Source organism: Chryseobacterium tructae, from assembly GCF_030409875.1.
GTDB lineage: Bacteria > Bacteroidota > Bacteroidia > Flavobacteriales > Weeksellaceae > Chryseobacterium > Chryseobacterium tructae.
This window is the reverse complement of the sequence record NZ_JAUFQR010000001.1, coordinates 2,150,408-2,170,167: the sequence shown is the minus strand read 5'-3', so window position 1 is coordinate 2,170,167 and position 19,760 is coordinate 2,150,408. Positions and strand designations below refer to the sequence as shown.

The 19,760-nt window shown below is 34.5% G+C and carries 17 protein-coding genes and 2 pseudogenes; 10 read left to right on the top strand and 9 right to left on the bottom strand.

What is annotated here, in order from left to right:
- Window positions 1-14: 14 nt before the first annotated feature.
- A pseudogene (locus tag QWZ06_RS10770) lies at window positions 15-1,696 on the top strand (APC family permease).
- 133 nt (window positions 1,697-1,829) lie between these two features.
- Window positions 1,830-2,165: an Mpo1-like protein gene (locus QWZ06_RS10765; RefSeq protein ID WP_290297950.1), complete on the top strand. Its 336-nt coding sequence runs from the start codon at window positions 1,830-1,832 to the stop codon at window positions 2,163-2,165.
- A 178-nt stretch (window positions 2,166-2,343) separates the two neighbouring features.
- Here QWZ06_RS10765 and QWZ06_RS10760 read toward each other — a convergent pair whose 3' ends face one another.
- From QWZ06_RS10760 to QWZ06_RS10750, 3 genes are read right to left on the bottom strand one after another with little or no spacing between them, the layout of a single operon-like run.
- Window positions 2,344-2,820 (bottom strand): hypothetical protein, encoded by a 477-nt coding sequence (locus QWZ06_RS10760; RefSeq protein ID WP_290297948.1) that lies wholly within the window; start codon window positions 2,818-2,820, stop codon window positions 2,344-2,346.
- Between the two features lies 1 nt (window position 2,821).
- Window positions 2,822-3,280, bottom strand: a complete 459-nt coding sequence (locus QWZ06_RS10755; RefSeq protein WP_290297947.1) for a lipocalin-like domain-containing protein — start codon at window positions 3,278-3,280, stop codon at window positions 2,822-2,824.
- Window positions 3,280-4,086 (bottom strand): hypothetical protein, encoded by an 807-nt coding sequence (locus QWZ06_RS10750; protein ID WP_290297945.1) that lies wholly within the window; start codon window positions 4,084-4,086, stop codon window positions 3,280-3,282. The genes QWZ06_RS10755 and QWZ06_RS10750 overlap by 1 nt, the downstream gene beginning before the upstream one ends.
- A gap of 288 nt (window positions 4,087-4,374) precedes the next feature.
- Between QWZ06_RS10750 and QWZ06_RS10745 the strand changes: the two genes are divergently transcribed.
- Complete coding sequence (locus QWZ06_RS10745; protein WP_290297943.1) at window positions 4,375-4,989, top strand: DUF4377 domain-containing protein; 615 nt, start codon at window positions 4,375-4,377, stop codon at window positions 4,987-4,989.
- A gap of 200 nt (window positions 4,990-5,189) precedes the next feature.
- On the opposite strand, the gene QWZ06_RS10740 is transcribed toward QWZ06_RS10745, so the two are convergent.
- Entirely contained in the window at window positions 5,190-6,131 is a 942-nt protein-coding gene (locus QWZ06_RS10740) for an SPFH domain-containing protein (RefSeq protein ID WP_290297942.1), read from the bottom strand.
- Window positions 6,132-6,295: 164 nt separating this feature from the next.
- Complete coding sequence (locus QWZ06_RS10735) at window positions 6,296-7,651, bottom strand: deoxyguanosinetriphosphate triphosphohydrolase (protein WP_290301342.1); 1,356 nt, start codon at window positions 7,649-7,651, stop codon at window positions 6,296-6,298.
- 160 nt (window positions 7,652-7,811) lie between these two features.
- Between QWZ06_RS10735 and QWZ06_RS10730 the strand changes: the two genes are divergently transcribed.
- A complete protein-coding gene (locus QWZ06_RS10730; RefSeq protein ID WP_290297940.1) occupies window positions 7,812-8,438 on the top strand; it encodes a class I SAM-dependent methyltransferase in 627 nt (208 codons plus the stop codon).
- A gap of 373 nt (window positions 8,439-8,811) precedes the next feature.
- Here QWZ06_RS10730 and QWZ06_RS10725 read toward each other — a convergent pair whose 3' ends face one another.
- Together QWZ06_RS10725 and QWZ06_RS10720 are read right to left on the bottom strand one after the other, a co-directional pair.
- The gene (locus QWZ06_RS10725) at window positions 8,812-9,534 is read right to left on the bottom strand and encodes a LytR/AlgR family response regulator transcription factor (RefSeq protein ID WP_290297939.1); all 723 of its coding nucleotides are present in this window, start codon (window positions 9,532-9,534) and stop codon (window positions 8,812-8,814) included.
- Window positions 9,534-10,610 carry a sensor histidine kinase gene (locus QWZ06_RS10720; protein ID WP_290297937.1) on the bottom strand — a complete coding sequence of 359 codons (1,077 nt, stop codon included), beginning with the start codon at window positions 10,608-10,610 and terminating at the stop codon, window positions 9,534-9,536. Before QWZ06_RS10720 ends, QWZ06_RS10725 begins: the two co-directional genes overlap by 1 nt.
- Window positions 10,611-10,809: 199 nt before the next feature.
- On the opposite strand from QWZ06_RS10720, the gene QWZ06_RS10715 reads away from it, so the two are divergent.
- Window positions 10,810-11,238: a hypothetical protein gene (locus QWZ06_RS10715; RefSeq protein WP_290297935.1), complete on the top strand. Its 429-nt coding sequence runs from the start codon at window positions 10,810-10,812 to the stop codon at window positions 11,236-11,238.
- 21 nt (window positions 11,239-11,259) lie between these two features.
- Here QWZ06_RS10715 and QWZ06_RS10710 read toward each other — a convergent pair whose 3' ends face one another.
- Window positions 11,260-11,595 (bottom strand): DMT family transporter, encoded by a 336-nt coding sequence (locus QWZ06_RS10710; protein WP_290297934.1) that lies wholly within the window; start codon window positions 11,593-11,595, stop codon window positions 11,260-11,262.
- 925 nt (window positions 11,596-12,520) lie between these two features.
- Between QWZ06_RS10710 and QWZ06_RS10705 the strand changes: the two genes are divergently transcribed.
- The 5 genes from QWZ06_RS10705 (at window position 12,521) to QWZ06_RS10685 (ending at window position 16,413) form a co-directional block, all read left to right on the top strand.
- Window positions 12,521-13,240 carry an AAA family ATPase gene (locus QWZ06_RS10705; protein ID WP_290301341.1) on the top strand — a complete coding sequence of 240 codons (720 nt, stop codon included), beginning with the start codon at window positions 12,521-12,523 and terminating at the stop codon, window positions 13,238-13,240.
- Window positions 13,237-13,986 (top strand): YggS family pyridoxal phosphate-dependent enzyme, encoded by a 750-nt coding sequence (locus QWZ06_RS10700; protein WP_290297932.1) that lies wholly within the window; start codon window positions 13,237-13,239, stop codon window positions 13,984-13,986. The genes QWZ06_RS10705 and QWZ06_RS10700 overlap by 4 nt, the downstream gene beginning before the upstream one ends.
- Before the next feature lie 5 nt (window positions 13,987-13,991).
- The gene (locus QWZ06_RS10695; RefSeq protein ID WP_290297930.1) at window positions 13,992-14,423 is read left to right on the top strand and encodes a hypothetical protein; all 432 of its coding nucleotides are present in this window, start codon (window positions 13,992-13,994) and stop codon (window positions 14,421-14,423) included.
- A gap of 426 nt (window positions 14,424-14,849) precedes the next feature.
- Complete coding sequence (locus QWZ06_RS10690) at window positions 14,850-15,248, top strand: helix-turn-helix domain-containing protein (protein ID WP_290297929.1); 399 nt, start codon at window positions 14,850-14,852, stop codon at window positions 15,246-15,248.
- Window positions 15,249-15,360: 112 nt separating this feature from the next.
- Entirely contained in the window at window positions 15,361-16,413 is a 1,053-nt protein-coding gene (locus QWZ06_RS10685) for a GTP pyrophosphokinase (RefSeq protein ID WP_290297928.1), read from the top strand.
- 455 nt (window positions 16,414-16,868) lie between these two features.
- Here the strand turns inward: QWZ06_RS10685 and gcvP are convergent.
- A pseudogene (gene gcvP / locus QWZ06_RS10680) lies at window positions 16,869-19,726 on the bottom strand (aminomethyl-transferring glycine dehydrogenase).
- Between the last annotated feature and the right edge of the window lie 34 nt (window positions 19,727-19,760).

Below are 19,760 nucleotides of genomic sequence, written 5' to 3'. Positions count from 1 at the left end.
ATATAGTTTATTGAATGAGTCAACTTTTTAGAAGGAAAGTCTATTCGGATACAGATACTTCAACAGGACTTTTAAGAGTTTTAGGTGTATGGGACATCGTATTTTTTGGTATTGCGGCAATTATCGGAGCAGGAAGTTTCAGCAGTTTGGGAGAAGCCGTTTTCAGAGGTGGCCCGGGGGTGATCCTTCTCTATTTGATTTGTGGCTTTGCCTGTGGTTTTACCGCTTTATGCTACGCTGAGTTTGCCAGCAGAATTCCCACAGCAGGATCTGCGTATACCTATGCTTATGCCAGTTTTGGGGAATTAATTGCCTGGATCATCGGTTGGGCATTAATTATGGAATATTCTTTCGGAAATATTTACGTAGCTTTTTCATGGTCTGACTATTTCACCAGCTTTTTAGGACGTCTCGGAATGCATATTCCTGATTATTTAACCTGCAGTTATACAGAAGCCAAAAAGGCTTTCTTAAACGGTTCTGAAAACAAAGAACTTTTAAATGCATGGACATCGGCTCCATTAATTGGAAATCTGAAATTCATCGTTGATATTCCTGCTTTGGTCATTAATGGGCTAATCACATGGCTTTGTTATGTAGGGGTAAAGGAAAGTAAAAATTTCAACAACTCGCTGGTTATTTTAAAATTAGGAGTAATTCTGTTGGTAATCCTGGTAGGTTTTGCTTATATCAATACTGATAACTGGACACCCATAAGTCCTGCAACAGGAACTCCATCTTTTATGCCTAACGGCTTTACAGGAGTTATGAGTGCCGTCTCAGGGGTTTTCTTTGCCTATATTGGTTTTGATGCCTTAAGTGTACTTTCTGAAGAAACTAAGGATCCTCAAAAGACCTTACCCAAAGGGATGATCATCTCTTTAGTATTATGTACCGTAATCTATATTGCTCTTACGTTGGTATTAACAGGAATGGTAGATTATAGAAAATTTGATGGTGTGGGAGATCCACTTTCATTCATCTTTGAAAAAACGAATGCAAATGTAGCCTGGATGGAACTTGTCGTTTCTTTTGTGGCTATTGTTGCCATCACCACTGTACTATTGGTTTTCCAGATGGGACAACCAAGAATCTGGTATGCAATGAGCCGTGACGGATTAATGCCACAGAAATTCCTTAAGATTCACCCAAAATATAAAACTCCATCTTTTGCAACCATCGTTACAGGGATTGTAGTAGGAATTCCTATCTTATTTACAGATAAAACCTTTATCCTTGACTTTACGAGTATCGGAACGATCTTCGCATTTGTATTGGTTTGTGCCGGAGTGTTAACACTTCCTGCCAAAGAAAAAATAAAAGGCCGATTCCACCTTCCTTATATCAACGGTAAAATTATTTTTCCAGTTATTTTTATTGGTGGACTGATCGTTTTCTATTACTGGCAGCCGGAATTTTTCCAAACATTAATGAACTGGAGTGATCCTAAAGATGGGGAATTCAGAGCTTCTATTTTCTTCTTTATTATCATCAACCTAATCTTATGTGGAGTTACTTTATGAAGAATCTTTCTCTTATTCCATTAGTAGGGCTAAGTTCTTGTTTATACCTGCTTACCGGGATGAGTCATGAGAACTGGTTCTGGTTTGGAATGTGGTTCCTGATCGGAATGTTTATTTACTTCTTCTACGGTTATAAAAACAGTAAGCTAGGAAAAGAGCTAAAGAATAACTAAAACAATATATAAAAACATTAAAAAAGGCAAAATAACAGAAGAAGTTATTTTGCCTTTTTCTTTTTTACCCTTTATGATAAAATCGGCAGCATTATTGCTGTAACTCCAAGAGAAACAACAAACTAATACCGCTATGCCTGAAAGAATTAAAACATACAGTGAATTTTATCAGTTTTATCTTACGGAACACCGTAAAACAGGAACCAGGATTTTTCATTTTATGGGAACACTGCTAATATTTGTTGTAATAGGCTATGTTATCAGCTCAGGAAAAGAAAGGTTTTTATGGTACATTCCAATCGTCGGATATGGATTTGCCTGGTTTAGCCATGCAGTGATCGAAAGAAACAAACCTGCTACTTTTAAATATCCGTTGTGGTCACTGATATCGGATTTCAGACTTTTCTTTGAACTATTAATCGGTAAGCAAAAGTTTATCATGCCGGATAAGAAGCCACAGAATCAATAACAGCAATTCTTTACTTTTGGATCTACTATATATTGAATTCAGATTCCTACCGGAATGACAAAGAGTGCTTGTATTTCCAAGGGTGACGATATCATCAATTGCGATTTTTTCAGTCTTTCTTTCCGTTTTTCATCTTCTACTTATCTGTTAAAATGACTTCAGCTTTTATTTACAACGACTACATTTCTGCGGAAGCCTTTTTATTCGGATGGAGTTTCATTCCAATGATATACCCTAACGAAGGCAGAACAAAAGATAGCAATACTGGCAATACTAATGAAAAGCCACTTTTTTCCAATTCTGCAATGAGTGGAAATAAATAGCCATTATAGACAATGAGTACTAGAGTAAATAAGAAGCTATCTCCACTTCCCGTTGCAAAAAGATTAAAATTATTTCCAAACTGATCAAATACCCCCGATAGAGAAAACAACAAAATATTCACAAAAAACACCCAGAGAACAGATCGGTAAGTCATTCTCTTTTTTGCATTCAGATACCCTGCACCTATCAGAAAAAGAGCAAGAGTTCCAGATAGCATATATTCTACCTTGGAAAAGTCGACCTCACTCCCCTCTTTACTAAAAAAATAGACAGAATATATGAAAAGGTTCAGCAGATAAGTAAGGGTAACATAATTCATGGTTTTCTGCATTCTAATATTGCTTTTCTAGAATATCATAATGAATGGTATTCGTCACTTTTTCTGCTAATGCATCTCCGTCAACCTTAACAAAAACCGGTTTATAGTCCGAAAATGTCATGGTTTTATCTTTATTGAAAGTCACAACAACTTCTTCCAGAATATTTTTATCATCAACATAAAACTGAATTCTGTTGTCTACAACTTTCCAAAAAGAAAGTCTTGGTTCTGATGGTGTACAATCTCCCACTGCTCCTTCTATATAATTATACACAGCAAAACCATCCTCCCTTATAGCATAGTTACGCATCAGCCTGCAGTTATCAAACTCTTTCACCACCTTCTTCTTCCCTTCATAAAATCCAGCTTCTTTCAGCTTCCAAAATCCTATAACATCTTCCTTTTTAAGTTTCTGTGCGCTTACTATTGCACTAAAAACCAAAGCAGATGAAAACAACAGTTTCTTCTTCATTATTTTTTCTTTTTCTTTTTAATATTTGGGCTTCTCGGAGCCTTTTCTATTTCATCTCCTACTTCAATAAGTCCCATCGACAGCATAGAAGCGGGATCACCATGCTTCTCACCTTCTTTCCAGGTTTCAAAAGCCTTTTCCTTAAGTCCTAAAAGATGATAATAGGCACCAAGAACATTATACCCTTCCATTTCTCCAAGGTTGATCATTTTTTTGGAAAGTTCTATCAGCTCCGGATGAGGTTTCAGCTTCTTATCTTTAATTTTTTCAAGATCACCAAAAAAGCCCGGAGTATATTCCATCATCTTTAAACCAAAAGCATTCAGACAAGCTTTAGCCAATCCCTGATTACAAAAATCATCGCTAATCCGGGTATAATCGTTGGCATTTGAAAACAAAGCATCCAACCCTGACATATTCTTTGTCTTATCATAATACCCAGCCAATAAAGCGGCTCTTTTCTGTGATTCCGCAGGATTCACTCTGTTGTTAACTTCTGTACTGTCTTTTTTCCGAATCCAGATTCCGTTTTTAACCCAATCCGAAATACCAATTAATTTATCTTTTTTGATTTTAAAAATAAATACATCTTTATCCGGAATCACAATCAGGCTATCATTTCTGGTAAAGTAATAGCTGCTTTTAAACCCATCCGCTATTTTACCATTCCCATCAAAATTGAAGCTTTTATAAAAAGTCTCATTTCCCTGTTCTTCAAAATATCCCTGTAATCCATTATCTGCTTTTTGAGCAAATACATTAGCAGCGATAGAAAAAGCAGAGATTAATACACATAATTTTTTCATCAGTTCAAATTTTTTCTCATCTTTTTTAGCAAAATATAAACCTTAAAATTCTCAATCAAATTTCTATGAAACGGAATTCAACTCAAGGTCTTTGATCAGGTTTATAATTTCCTGGGCTCCAATATTTCTCATCCTCATTTCATTATATTTAAAATATGAATTTATATGATTTTTTTAATTGAAGCCCTCAAATTAAATGATTAAAAAACGAAAAAACAATCCCTGAAATCCGCTAATTCAAGAAAATTCCGGCATGGTAATTGCGAGGAATGGTCTAAAATCAAGTTTATGAAAAGTATAGCAACAATTCTAAAAGGGGCAGCACCCGCATTAGCACTATTCGCAATGACGCAGTGTACAACGACAGCAGGAGTATCCGCTGCAGATGAAAAAACATTCATCGTAGGGCCACAAACAGCAGACTGTACAGGAGTAGCTCCTATGAAATGTTTGCAGGTAAAAGAAAAAGCTTCAGAAGACTGGACTAATTTTTACACAAACATCGAGGGATTTACTTATGAACCAGGGTATGAATATGTTTTAAAAGTAAAAACAGAAAAAATTGCTAATCCACCAGCAGATGCTTCTTCCATTAAATACACATTGATCAAGCAAGTGTCTAAAACTAAAAAAGATGCTGCAACAGCTGGAGAAAAAACACTTATTGTAGGAGCACAAACCGTAGATTGTTCTGCAGGAGCCGGCCGTATGAAGTGTTTACAGGTAAAAGAAAATGCTTCTGAAAACTGGAGTAATTTCTACAGCAATATTGAAGGATTCAACTACGAACCAGGGTATGAATATGTTTTAAAAGTAAAAACAGAAAAAATTGCTAACCCACCAGCAGATGCATCTTCCATTAAATACACATTGGTAGAACAGGTTTCTAAAACAAAGAAATAAAGTAAAAAGGCTTCAGAAAATTCTGAAGCCTTTTTATTTTATAGTCAGGAAGCCTGAATCTGGAGGTAGGAAGTTACTGTCAGACAGGCTACCTATTTTATCATATTGTAGAAAAGTTAGTCTAAAACTCTTTAAAACAGAGCTTCATCCCTAATTTCGGTTACTATGACTTCCCTCTTCCAACTCCCATCTTCCTTTCTTTATTTATATCCCGATTCTTTTTGCGGCGGGTCAGGATATTTCCCTTTATTAGCTTCTCCCACAGTATTGGCAGTGGTCATTGCTACAACGAGGTCATTCAGCATACTGCTGGCCGCCGTTGGTGAATTGGGAAGAAGTACAAGATTACTTCTGGTACTCGCTCCTACCGAATGTAATGTATCATAATGCTGTGTTACTACGATAAGAGCTGATGCTTCATGTGAATTAATTTCTACATTATTCAGCATTCTTACAGATTCTTCAAGTCCTTTTGCAATTTCTCTTCTCTGATCGGCAATCCCTTGTCCTTGTAGCTTCTTGGATTCGGCTTCTGCCTTTGCAACAGCTACAATTCTGATTCGTTGAGCTTCAGATTCATATTCTGCTGCGGTTTTCTCTCTTTCTGCTGCGTTGATTCTGTTCATCGCATGCTTTACCTGTTCATCCGGATCAATATCCGTTACCAATGCTTTGATGATATCATATCCATAGCTGTTCATTGCTTCCTGAAGTTCGCTTTTTACGGCAATCGCCACATCATCTTTTCTTACAAAAACATCATCCAGTTTCAGCTTTGGAACCTCTGCTCTCACGACATCAAAAACGAATGAAGTAATTTGATTTTCAGGATTTTCCAGTCGATAATAAGCATCTCCTACCTGGCCTCTGATAACCTGATACTGAACGGAAATTTTCATTTTGATAAATACATTATCCAACGTTTTGGTATCAATCATGACATCCAACTGCTGAATTCTGAGATTTAATCTTTTTGCGATCTGATCTATAATGGGAAGCTTAAGATGAAGCCCTGAATGTTTTACTCCCTGGAATTTTCCAAAACGTTCAATGATTGCTGCCGTCTCCTGCTTAACCACAAAAAACGATGCAAATAAAATAATAAGCCCGAAGATAATAACGGGAGCCAGAAAAATACCCATAGTTTAGTTTTTAAATATTGATTCTTATAAAGATAGAAATAATATTTAAACCAGGGATGATTTATAAGGAGGGAAGTTTGAGGCTGGAAGCGGGAAGTAATTGAAGTGTGAAATAGTAACTTCCAGCATCCTTTCTTCCTGCTTCCAGTCTCTATGTAATAGACTTATACTGTCATTCCGATTTCAATTCCTTTGATTTTTCTATAAAGATCTGTGGCATAATTATCTGTCATTCCGGAAACAAAATCAATGATCCCCAATACTTTTTGGTAATCTGTTCCGTTTTCATATACAAATTGTCTTGGAAGTAATTTCAAGGCTTTTTTATCATAAGATTTTCTCTCCTCATCCGGTTTTAGGATGGAAGGAATGAAGTGATCCAATAATTCGTACATTACATTATATCCTGCGTTCTCGATCTCTACAACCGCTTTATGGTTGTAAATCTTTTCTACAGAAAAGCTTGCAATGTCTTGTAATGCTTTATTTTCTTTTTTATAGATATCCAATAAACCATTGTCAAGATTTCCTTCAAGAATCGTTTGAAAGTTATATTTGTACATTTCAATCGATTTATTAATTAAGGCATTGATTACTTTTGCTCTTAAATAAGAAATCTGTTCGTTCTCATTGGAGATAGAACTTAATTTTGTCTCAATTCTCTGAACATCATCTGTTTCTGACTTCACCAGTTCAAAAAATAAATTTTTACAATCTGCTGTGGAAACAATTCCCAATCTGTGGGCATCTTCCATATCAATAATGTTATAGCAGATATCATCGGCTGCTTCTACCAACCATACAAATGGGTGCCTTTTGAAGATATGAGGTTCTTCACATTCAGAAATCAAGTGTGTTCCTTTAGCAATTTCAAGGAATATATCTTTTTCATTTTGAAAAAAACCGAATTTTTTACGGTGGATGATTCCCTTTTTCTTGGCTACCGCTTCACATGGGTATTTGGCAATACTGGCCAATGTAGAAAATGTAAGCTGAATACCTCCCGCATCTTTTCCCTGTTGCTGTTGAGCCAAGACTCTGATAGCATTAGCATTTCCTTCAAAATTTACCAGATCTGCCCATTCTTTTTCGTTGAATTTTGATTTCAGGTCTTTTTCATTTCTTTCAAAATAACTTGCAATAGCATCTTCTCCGGAATGTCCGAAAGCCGGATTCCCCACATCATGACAAAGACATGCTGCTGCGATTACATTTCCTAAATTATATAGATAAAAATTCTTTGAATCTTCAGTAAGTTCATTTTTATAGTCCTCAGCAATGAATTCACCAATAATACTTCCTAAACTTCTTCCCACAGAGGATACTTCTAAGGAATGCGTAAGTCTGTTGTGTACAAAAACACTTCCGGGAAGAGGAAAAACCTGGGTCTTATTTTGTAGTCTTCTGAAGGCAGAAGAGAAGATAATTCGGTCGAAATCTCTTTGAAAATCAGTTCTTGAAGCCTTAGTATTTGGATTATTTCCTGTACGTTGATTGGTGAAAATCTGGTTTAAATTCATCATTTTTCAAAATTACTCCAAATTTTAATTGTATGGAATAGTATTTAGATATTTATTAAGCACACATTATCATTCAAAAAATCTATTAGTATCAAAGTTTTTTCCATTGGTCAATACAGGTGAAAAGATCCTACATTTGGGAAAACTTAAACTATTAAAAATGAAAGACAATACATGGCTTGATAAGTGGAACGAAAGGTATACCCATGAAGAATTTGTATATGGTACAACACCTAATATGTATTTGGAAGAACAACTTAAAAAATTGAACCCCGGTGAAATTCTGTTTCCTGCTGATGGTGAAGGGCGAAATTCCGTTTATGCAGCATTACAAGGCTGGAAAGCTTCAGCATTTGACATCAGTGACCAAGGCAGACAAAAAGCGTTAAAGCTGGCAGCACAAAATAACGTCAATATTGATTATCAGGTTGGAGAACTGCAAAATTTAGGTTACCATGAACAACAATTTGATGTGATCGCTCTTATCTACGCCCATTTTCCGGGAGATATTAAATCATCTATTCATCAAATGCTGGATCAATATCTTCGTAAAGGCGGGTTTATTATTTTTGAAGCTTTCAGTAAAAACCATCTTGAATATGTCACAAAAAATGAAAAAGTAGGCGGCCCCAAAGACATAAGGGATTTATTTTCTATTGAGGAAATTAAAGCAGATTTCCCTCACTATTCAATCATCGAACTTCAGGAAACCGAAGTGGAACTTAAAGAAGGCTTATTTCACAACGGAACAGGTTCTGTAATTCGTTTTGTTGGGCAAAAAAGGTAGTATAACTGTATTTGCCTTTCTGTAGGAATCTGATGTTGTATTTTATACTCTATTGAGATTCCTACAGAATGATACGTTTCGGCTAAAGCCGGATGATTTTTTTTCTTATTTTTTGAGTGGGCTAAAGCCCCCTCCTATTGATGTTAACAGATGAATGGATAACAAGTACTTACCAAAAAAATGTATTGGGTGAGATCCTTACAGGATGACAAGATTGGGTAAGATACAAAGGTAATATTATATGAAACTTTCTATAGCTACAGAAATGTATGATTAGAGCTTAATAACAATTTTACTCTTTATTCTTTATTCTTTATTCTTTATTCTTTATTCTTTATTCTTTATTCTTTATTCTTTATTCTTAATCAATCAACTAATCCGCCCCTAAAAGTCCATCTGTGTATTTTGTGAAAAATTCAGCCTTATACACCTCTCCAATTGGAATCTCTGCTTCTTCGATATAGACATTATGATTGTCAAATGAATCGATATAATCTGCATTTACAACGTATGATTTACTCACGCGAATAAAGTTCTCTCCCGAAACTTTCTGATGAATGGTTTTAAGATTCATTGCGGTAATAAGCTTTTGCTGTTGGGTATGAATGACAACATAATCTTTCAATCCTTCTATAAATTTAATATTGGAAAACCATATTTTGTAAAATCTCCTGTCGGCTTTAATAAATAAAAAATCAGTGGTATTGGATTCCACAGTATTCTTTATTGTATCATTAGAGAGCAGTTCAGTATATAATATAGCTTTATTGATGGCTTTTTCAAGTCTTTGCGAGTCAATCGGTTTCAGAAGGTAATCTACAGCTTCCAATTCATAACTTTTCAAGGCATATTGGGAATAGGCGGTGGTAAAGATAATCAGTGATCTTTTGGGAAGCATTTCTGCAAATTCCAGACCTGTAACCATTGGCATTTCAATATCAAGAAAAATAACATCTACCTCATTATCTTTAAGAAAATCCAGTGCAGAAGGAGCATTGGAAAACTCACCCAGAATATCAATCTTTGAAGTTTCATTGATAAGCGAACGCATTTCTCCTCTTGCTAAGGGTTCATCATCAACTATAATACAATTCATTATACAGGAATTTTTAAATAGACAATATATTCTTTAGGTTCCGAATGTATTTTCAGGTCAAAAGTGTCGGTATAAAGCAGTTCTAATCTTCTGGTAATATTAGCTAAGCCCAACCCACTATTCTTTGTATCTGAAATAATATAATCAGGATCCCGGGAATTGATACATTTAAAATAAAGCTTCTGCCCTTCAATTCCAATATTTATTTTCACATAAGATTCTTTACCACTAATGTCAACACTATGTTTTACCGCATTTTCTACAAAAGTAGTAAACAGGTTTGGTGGAATAAAGATTGTATGTATCGTTCTGTTGTCTGCTTTTGCCTGAATATCAAAGGTAAAATTTTCACGTCTTATCTTTTCAAGGTTTAAAAAATTGGACAGAAAATCAATTTCTGAAGTTAATAAAGTTTTTTCAGCACTGTTTTCATAAAGCTGATATCTGAGAAACTCTGAAAGCTTAACAATCACCACAGAGGCTTTTGCAGGATCTGTTCTGATGAGTGCTTTTACATTGTTCAGCATATTGAAGAGAAAATGAGGATTGATCTGATTTCTGAGCTCATTCAGTTCCATTTGCATGGTCAGATTACTCAACTCATTGATTCTTTGATTATCCTTAATCCATTTCTGTAATAACTTTACTGTGGTGGTGGTAAAAATAATAGGAATACACATCAATACGCCTTCATAAACACTTCCTTTTTCAGTCTCTCTGTGAATATTTCCAACTCTGAAATCGGCAAAAACCGATCTGAAACCCAATCCTATAATATTAATCCCTATTACTCCCATAATGATAAGAAGAACTAAATAGGCAATATATCTTGTTGTAAAGAAAAGTCTCGGTACCAGAATATAAATATTAATATAGATCATGGTAATCAGTATTGAGTATACAAAGACCAGTACATACAGCTGATGCATTCCTGAAAATGACTGCCAGAATCTGCCACTATACAGCCAAAGAAAAAATGAGATAAGAAACAACAGGTGTCTGGCAAATTGGTAACGTTCTTCCACCAGAAAGTCCATTGCAAGCGTCTCTTTAAATTGCCATAACCTGTATTTCATATTCCCGGGTTTATATCTCAATACAAAAATAGGTAATCCTCTAGCTTATCCCTATATTATTATACAAAACCCACATTTTATTATACCAATTATATCTTCTCTCCATGATTGGATTTCGTATAAAATACCGACGGTTTCGTATAAAAAGAAATGTACGCAGTCTGATTCTTCTTTTCTTTGCAGCGTTTAATCAATGTATATGGAATTAGCAGTTTTTCAGGAATTAACCGAAGAAATTACATCGGAGTGTTTTTTTATGACAGAATCCCAACAAGAGGAAAAAGTAATACAACTTATCGATCTTCATCACTTTATAGAATGTTTTGACCAGAATATTACAATTCTGAACTATATCCAGCATTCTCTTAATATCATAGAACACAACGGAACAAAGAAAGGAATCTTTTTCTATGATTTGAAACATTCATCTTTTCTAGACTGCAATACTTCCGAAGAATTCAAAAGAAGATATGGACTTTCTGAAATTTGGTTTGTGTTTGTAGAAGAAGATACCGTAACCAGCATCGGTCATCACACTAATTTTATTATTGAAAATAGCTTAGAAATTTTTTATGACAGGATTTTTTTGTTTCAGTTTTTTCAATCCAGCATACAGCTCTTAAAATGAGAGCTATAATTCAATCAAATACTAATGGGTTCCCATCTTTGAAAACACATTGATTACAATTACTCCAATAATAATCAATGCTATACCGATCATGGCAGGCAGATCAGGAACCTGTTTAAATGCAATAACCCCGATTATGGTAATAAAAACAATTCCTACTCCAGACCAGATCGCATACGTAACACCCACCGGAATCTGTCGAAGGCTCAGACTTAAAAAATAAAAGGCACAGGCATATCCTATTACAGTAATTGCAGAGGGTAATAGTTTAGAAAACTCCTCTGATTTCTTCAAAAAGGTAGTGGCTATGATTTCAAATACAATAGCTAAAGCCAAAAAAAGATAACTGCGTCCCATAATGTATTATTTATGCAAAAATAACAAAACCTACCTCCTGTTCCCAAAAAACACTCTCATAACTTCTGTATTTAGATCATATTCAAATCCTATCAGACTGACAAACCAACCATACATTGACAAGTCTGACATAACAAGGTGTCATAAAATCTAACGGCTGACAAAAATATTCAACATAAAAATTAGCGATAAAAATAAATTTTCTTAACATAGAAATTGCTTTCTCATGGAAATTTTACGCGTCAAAAAATCATTTTACAACAATACTATGCATCACATTACTTATTGTTTGTTTTGTCAAGTCTAATATATAAGTCTGCAAACGGTTAACATTTTCACATTTTTTTAAAGTCGGAACAATAAATATATTAATAAATTCACAATAACACATTAACAGAATGTAAACAAAAAATCTCTTAAAATTTAAATAAAACACCCATAACACACTGATATACATCATAGTGATTTACTTTGGCACGTGATTTGAAAGCTGTAATATTGCAATTGAAAGATTGATAAAAAAAAGTCAAATAATTAAAAATAATACAAAATGGTAACTTATATCGGTATCGCAACATGTTTAGTAGTATTCTCATCATATTTCATGACAGTAAGAAGAGAAAGAAACTAATCACTAAAATAAATAAGTCTATAGCAAAACTATACTAATTATATTGTTTTATGTTTTTACTCTGAGGAATCAGATTGCTCTTTTACCAATGAGGTAAAAGGGCCTAAAAACATAAACAAAAAGATCTTAGTTTCATAACAAATTTTAATATCCAATGATAAATCCGAGCGTGAGTTCGGATTTATTTTTTATTGACAGATCTCTGGACTAGCCATTTATTCTCAATCAGGATGCTCAACACCATCTAATAAAGCCTTATCTTTGTTAGAATTAAGAATCGATTTAATTGACATCATGAATCTGTACAACCTCATTATTCAAGATAAAGAACAGATAAGCCTGAACGATGTATTTCTCAACAAAGACAACAGAGAACAGCTTGTACAGCTTATTAAGGAACATACCTATAGCAAAGAACTGCAGGAATACGGACTTCCGGTAAATCATAAAATTCTTCTTCAGGGAAGCTCGGGATGTGGAAAAACAATGACCGCAAAAGCCATAGCCAACGCCCTTGGAAAAAATATTATCATTTTAAACTTAAGCAATATTATTTCTTCAAGAATCGGGGAAACCTCCCAGAATATTAAAATGATTTTTGATAAAGCAGCCAGAGAAAGATCCGTCCTTTTCCTTGATGAGCTGGATCAGATCGGAAAAGCGAGAGGCAATGATGATAAAGATGTTGGTGAAATGAGAAGACTTGTTAATACCCTCCTCCAACTCATTGATTATTATCCTGAAAATGCCCTTTTACTTTGTGCCACTAATCATCCCGAGATTATTGACACTGCCTTACTGAGACGTTTTCAGCTTAGAATCAATTATGAGATGCCTTCAACTGAGTTTCTGGATACCTTCTACGACAGACTGCTCACCCAATTTCCGGAAGATATGAGAGCAATTGAACGAAAATACTCCATTTCTTTTGCAGAAGCTAAAGACCATGCTTTAACCGCTGTAAAAACAACTTTAATAAAAAAACTGGAAGCCAAAGAAACCTCTCCATCATGAAAGAAGACATCCTTCACAATCTGAAAATCATCAACACAAGAATCTTAAATGCCTGTGAAAAAGCGGGCAGGAATTCTGATGAAGTAAAACTTTTGCTCGCAACCAAAACGGTTTCTGCAGACCGTATTAAGATCGCTCTGGAAAACGGACAGACCTTAATTGCAGAAAATAAAGTTCAGGAACTGAAGGAGAAATACGAAGACCTGAAAGAAATACCTCATACTAATCACTTTATTGGACATCTTCAAACCAATAAAATCAAAGATATTCTGAAATATGAAGTGAGCTGTGTTCAATCACTCGATCGTTTAGAGCTGGCTGAAAAATTGCATCAAAGACTTTTAGCAGAAAACAGGACGATTGATGTTTTAATTCAGGTAAACACCTCTAATGAGGAAAGTAAATTTGGAATTGAACCCAATGAAGCCATTGAACTTATCAGAAAAGTTACCGAATTCTCTACTCTGAAAATAAAAGGGTTAATGACTATTGGATTATTCAGTGCAGAAACAGAAAAGGTAAGACCATGCTTTAAAATCCTCAAAAATCTGCAACAGGAAATCATACAAGAAAATATTCCTAATGTAGAAATGAATGAATTATCGATGGGAATGAGTGGAGATCTTGAAACAGCTATAGAAGAAGGATCAACTATTGTACGTGTCGGAACCGCAGTATTTGGAGCAAGAATGTATCCTGACAGCTATTACTGGAACGAAGGAAACCATGATAAGAGTAAAGAATAACGAGTATGTTCTATACATTTAAAACAAAAATAAAGAGGGAAAAAACCTCAAAAAACGTCATTGATGCTGTACATGATTCTTTCATCGAAAGAGAAGTGAACGACATACATATTCATGATAATATAATTACAGGAAAAGACAGTCTTATTAAGCTTGATTTTTCAAAAAGATCTCCTCTGATACTATCGCCCGGCAAAGAACACTTTATCTACAATGAAAGTGCAAAAACATTAACCTATAAGGTAGAAGCCTTCTATCCTATCCTATTTAACCTGGTCTATGCCGGTATCCTTTTTCTTATTTTCTACTTTCTTGTTCAACATTGGATCTTAGAACTTGTTGTACCCAGCTTATTTTTTGTTATTCTCACTATTGTTGATTATTTCCAGCACCAAACAGTCATTGATAAAATCTCAAGAAAAATAAATGAAAATTAGGTCTCGCACACACTAAAAGCCACTCTTCATATAGTCTATAAAATCGGTATACTTTTTGATTATAAAACATTAATAACCAAACAAATGCAATTATGATTAGAAAATTACTATCGAGCTGTCTATTATTGACAGTATTATTCTTTTATTCTTGTGAAAAAGAAAACACACAGATGAAAAGTGGAATCTCTATTGAAACGATTTCAATGATAACAGTGCTTACTATGGGAGTAGCCATTTTGGTGGCGTACAGCTATAAGAGAAGATAACAAAATAAATATAATGCAAAGAGCCTTTCAAGATTTTGGAAGGCTTTTTTTGCTTTAATTAAAAAGAATTTGGTATAATTCTTCAGCTCTACATTTTAATATCCACCGCAATTTTCTATCTTTACTTATCATTAACCTTCAAATAAGATTAAAACCACAAATGGAACAGAAAGTACATCAGGGAAGAAATGTAAAAAGATTCAGAGAAATGCTAGGCATCAAGCAGGAAGCCTTAGCATTGGATTTAGGTGATGACTGGAATCAAAAGAAAGTCTCATTATTGGAACAGAAAGAAACTATTGAAGATCCTCTTCTTCAAAAAATCTCCGCAGTTTTGAAAATCCCTGTGGAAGCATTCCAGAATTTTGATGAAGAACAGGCTATAAATATTATTTCAAGCAATTTTCATGATAACGCAACAGGTGTTATTGTGAATAATTACAATCCTATTGATAAAATCATCCAGCTTCATGAAGAGAAAATTGCTCTTTACGAAAGAATGTTGAAGGAAAAAGATGATATGATGTACAGATTAGAAGTGTTAATAAAGAATAAATAGTAATTATAATATTAAAAATTTAGAATTTATCCAGCAATTTTAAGGTTTAATAATAAAAAACATAAAATTGTTAAGGTTAAAAATATGAATTATTTGAAATAGGACTAATAACATGAACGAAAATAAGAATCAAATAGTAGAATCTTCTGTAAATTGGTTTATTGAGAAAAGACACTTATTTAAGAAGTTATGCTTTAAAATTGAAAGCATTTTAGTTGAAGTTTTAGAAGAAGAGAAGCTATCATTTCACGCAATAACTTCAAGAGTGAAAGATGTTGAAAGTTTCCGAAACAAAATTTCAAATGAAAAATATGATAACCCTATAGAGCAAATAACAGATTTATCAGGAATAAGAATAATAACATATGTAGAAGACGATGTTAAAAAAATTTCTAAAATTGTTGAAAATATTTTTGAAATAGATAATGAAAAAAGTATTGATAAAAGTAAAAACTTAGGCACAGACAAAGTTGGGTATAAATCGGTACATTATATTGGAAAATTAAAAAAAGATAGACTAAAATTAGTTGAATATAAATCATTAGAAGGTCTTGTTTTTGAAATTCAAATTAGATCCATATTACAACATGCATGGGCTGAAATCGAACATGATAGAAATTATAAATTTTCGGGAAAATTACCTGATGAGATAGCTCGAAGATTTATGTTACTATCAGGCTCTCTTGAAATAGCTGATCGTGAATTCAATAACATTTCAAAAGAAATTGATGAATTATCAAATAAAGTAATTGAAGGAACACAGTCTGGTGAATTGAATTTTGAAATAAACTCCACATCTCTTGAAGCTTATATTAGAAAGAAATTTTCTCCTCTTTATAAAGAAAATAAAATTTTACCCGTTGATACCAACAAAGTAATTACTGAACTAAAAAGTTTTGGTATAAATACCATTGATGAATTAGATAAATTAAGTTCAGAAACTATTATTAATAAAATTTTAAATTATAATTTTACAGAAAAAACAACGATAATAGGAATATTAAGAACTATAATGATGCTTACTGATGCAGAAAAATATTTTGAGAAGGCTTGGCAAAAGAATTGGATCAATATTAGTGAACAAACATATCACCTACTTTTAAGCGAAAATATCCCTATTGATAAATATTTAGAAGAAAATAGCATAAAAAAAAAGAAAAGGTAAAAAAATAGCATTCACTCTACAAAATCTACTTCCCTACATTATGTTACATAATGGCAAGACTAGAATAATTGACCAAGGAAAATAGAAAAACATTCAAAGAGCTTAAGCTTCACTGAGTGAAGCACCTTTGCTAACGACCTATACAAGGGTAATCAAAAAATCTTTGCGAAATTGCGTTAAAATCACCTCACGTACAATGACGATAAAAACAAAAATCCCTCTCAGTGATAAGAGGGATTTGATATATCTAGAAAAAAACTAAGCTCCGCATTCTATGAGAAGTTAGCATATTACTTACCAATAGAAAGTTTTGTGAAACTGCATTAGATGACACTTATACCTTTATTAACAATTTAATTAATGAATTGATGGAAAAATAGACTTTGCGAAATTATAAAAAACAAAAATCCCTCTCATCACTGAGAGGGATTTGATATATCTAGAAAAATTTCTATTTACATATAAGCTTCAATAGGCTCACAAGTACATACTAAGTTTCTGTCTCCGTACGCTTCATCTACTCTTGATACAGAAGCGAAGAATTTGTGGTCTCTTACCCACTCTAGCGGATAAGCTGCCTTTTCTCTACTGTATGGTTTATCCCAAGAATCAGAGATGACCAATTGTTCTGTGTGAGGAGCATTTTTCAATACGTTGTTTGCCGGATCTGCTTGTCCGTTAGCAATCTCATCAATTTCATGTTTGATAGAGATTAGAGCTTCTGCAAAACGATCGATTTCAGACTTGCTTTCAGATTCTGTAGGCTCAATCATTAATGTTCCTGCCACTGGGAAAGAAACTGTAGGTGCGTGGAAACCGTAGTCCATTAATCTCTTCGCTACATCAGCTACTTCAATTCCTAAAGATTTGAACTGACGGAAATCTACGATACATTCGTGCGCTACTCTTCCATTTTCGTTTGAATACAAGATTGGGAAGTGCTCTGCTAAAATTACTTTAAGGTAGTTAGCATTCATGATCGCATGTCCTGTAGCTTTTTTCAATCCATCTGTTCCTAACATTTTGATATAAGCATAAGAAATGTTTAGGATCAATCCTGAACCGTAAGGTGCTGCAGAAATACCTTCAATTGCTTCTTTAGTTCCAATTTTGATATTCGCATTGGAAGGAAGGAATGGTACTAAGTGTTTTGCAACACAGATTGGACCAACTCCAGGACCTCCACCTCCGTGAGGGATTGCAAAAGTCTTGTGAAGGTTCAGGTGACAAACATCTGCTCCAATGTTTCCTGGGCTTGTAAATCCTACCTGAGCGTTCATATTGGCACCATCCATATATACTTGTCCGCCGTGCTCGTGAATCAAGTTGGTAATTTCCTTGATGTTAGCATCAAAGAATCCGTAAGTAGACGGATATGTAATCATTACAGCAGATAGATTCTCTGAATGTAATTCTGTTTTAGCTTTAAGATCTTCGAAATCGATTTCCCCGTTTTCAAGGTTTTTAACGACTACGATTTTCATTCCTGCCATGGCAGCAGAAGCTGGGTTAGTTCCGTGTGCAGATTGAGGGATCAATACTACATTTCTGTGGTGGTCTCCTCTTGAGATATGGTATTCTCTGATTACCATTAATCCTGCATACTCTCCTTGAGCTCCAGAGTTTGGCTGTAATGAAGTTCCTGCGAAGCCTGTGATCTCAGCAAGATCTTTTTCAAGTTCTGCAATCATTTGCTGATATCCTCCAGCCTGATCTACCGGTACAAATGGGTGTACACTCCCCCAATCTGCCCATGAAAGTGGCAACATTTGAGTAGCTGCGTTCAGTTTCATTGTACAAGATCCTAAAGAAATCATTGAGTGCGTCAATGATAAGTCTTTTCTCTCAAGACGCTTGATGTAACGCATCAATTCTGTTTCTGTGTGGTATCTGTTGAATACTTCTTCTGTAAGAATTTGATCCTTTCTAAGGTTTTCTTCAGGAATGCTGTATCCTTCTTTGATTTCTAATTTGAAAGTCTGCTTGTCTTTGAACTGAGCAAAAGAAGCCATCAGATAGTTTAATTTCTCTAATGTAGTACTTTCGTTGATCGCAATACTTACAACTCCTTCTGTGAAATAGTTAAGGTTAAGTCTGTGATCCTGCATCATTCTCATCAGTCTTCCTTTTTCTTCTTCTGGCATTGTGATTTTCACGGTATCGAAGATTGGCTCTTCTACCACCTGATAGCCTAATGCTGAAAGACCTCCTTTTAATGCATTTGCTTTAAAGTGGATCTGATCTGCGATATAGTTTAATCCTTTTGGACCGTGGTAAACAGCATACATACCTGCCATTACCGCTAAAAGAACCTGAGCAGTACAGATATTAGAAGTTGCCTTCTCTCTCTTGATGTGCTGTTCTCTAGTCTGTAACGCCATTCTTAGTGCACGTTTTCCGTACATGTCCTGAGAAACTCCAATGATTCTTCCAGGAATATCTCTTTTATATTCTTCTCTACAAGCAAAGAATGCTGCGTGAGGACCTCCGTATCCTAATGGAATACCAAATCTCTGTGAAGTACCTACTGCACAATCAGCACCCATTTCAGCTGGTGACTTCAATTTCACCAATGCCATTGGATCACATGCAACAGCTACCTGAAGGTCTAATTTCTTATATTCTACGATGTTTTCTGTATAATCCAGAACAATTCCGTTTTTCCCTGGATATTGTAATAAAACACCATAATAAGAAGCATCAAATGCATGAGTTTTGTGGTCTCCTTCAACAACTTCAATTCCTAATCCTTCAGCCTTAGTTTTCAATACGGAGATTGTTTGAGGCAACACAAGGTCAGAGATAAAGAATTTATTAGCTTCTCCTTTCTTCTGATCTTTGTTCTGTTGTTGAAGAACATGTGCATTGCTTCAGCAGCTGCAGTAGACTCATCCAACAAAGAAGCATTTGCAAGACCAAAACCTGTAAGATCACACACTACAGTCTGAAAATTAAGAAGAGCTTCTAGTCTTCCTTGTGCAATTTCAGCCTGATATGGAGTGTATGCAGTATACCAGCTTGGATTTTCAAAGATATTTCTCTGAATAGCTGATGGTAAAAGGGTATTGTGGTATCCGAAACCGATATAACTTGTATAATCAGTATTTTTTGATGCCAACTCCTTAGAGTGGTTTAGCATTTCATATTCCGAAAGTGCATCTGAAATCTCAAGATCTTTTTCTAAACGGATAGAAGAAGGGATGGTCTGAGAAATTAACTCTTCAATACTAGAAACGCCAAGTTTTTCCAACATCGCCTGTTTATCGGCTTCATTTAGGGAAATGTGACGGCTCACAAACTGTTCTGTATTCATTTTTATTTATTAGATTTTGTTTGTAAAAAGATGG